Source organism: Bradyrhizobium sp. sGM-13 (assembly GCF_018398875.1).
GTDB lineage: Bacteria > Pseudomonadota > Alphaproteobacteria > Rhizobiales > Xanthobacteraceae > Bradyrhizobium.
The window spans coordinates 1-843 of the sequence record NZ_JAGWDK010000154.1 but is presented as its reverse complement, the minus strand read 5'-3'; the positions used below and the strand labels follow the sequence as shown (position 1 = coordinate 843).

Sequence of the window (843 nt, the reverse complement as noted above, 5' to 3'; positions counted from 1 at the left end):
CTCGGGACCACGCCATTTCACATGGCTTTGGATGCCTCCGGTAGCGGGATCGCCCACTGGAAACATGACCCATTGCACGACGTCGTCGAACCCATGGCCCATCACGTCATCATGGCTTACAACGGCACGGTGCAGCGCATGGAGCGGCGGACAGGGAGATCGGTTGCGATTGGAACGTTTCGTCGCGGGGTTGTGATAATCATTCCGGAAGGATCAAGCTCCCGGTGGGATATTCCGAAACCTGTTGATGTCGTTCAGCTCTATCTTCCTCACGCAATGCTGAAACGCGTTGCCGACGAAGCCGAGATCGCATCACCGACCGATCTCCTGGAGCGAACGGCGTATCCCGACCCCATTACGTCCCGATTGCTCTTGAGTGCAGCGGATACCTTGGAGGGCAATGGGGCCCTGGATATGCTGTTCAGGCATCAGTTGACCGACCTCCTGGCCACACGCCTCCTGGCTGCGCACACCGGCTCGCCAGCCACGTTCCAGCCGACCATGGGTGGGCTGGCGCCGAAGGTCCTGCTCCGCGCCATCGAACGCCTGCGCTCGGACGGCGACGCGGACGTCTCGCTCGCTGCGCTGGCGTCAGATGCCGGACTGTCGCGCTTCCACTTCTGCCGCTCCTTCAAGGAAAGCACCGGGCTTTCACCTCATGCCTGGCTTCGCCAGCACCGGCTCGAGCAGGCCATGAACATGCTGCGCGACACTGACGAATCCGTCGTCTCGATCGCGGCCGCGCTTGGCTATTCGTCGCAGACCGCCTTCGCTGCGGCGTTCAGGAAGATGACCGGCGAAACCCCGAGCGATTGGCGGCGGCGCGTGCGTTAGCAGCAATCG

Annotated in this window: 1 protein-coding gene; it reads left to right on the top strand. The window is 62.4% G+C overall.

Annotated features, from left to right (window positions below; genetic code table 11):
• Window positions 1-834 (top strand): AraC family transcriptional regulator (locus KJQ96_RS38560; RefSeq protein WP_213291166.1); only part of this gene is annotated, 834 nt, incomplete at its 5' end.
• Between the last annotated feature and the right edge of the window lie 9 nt (window positions 835-843).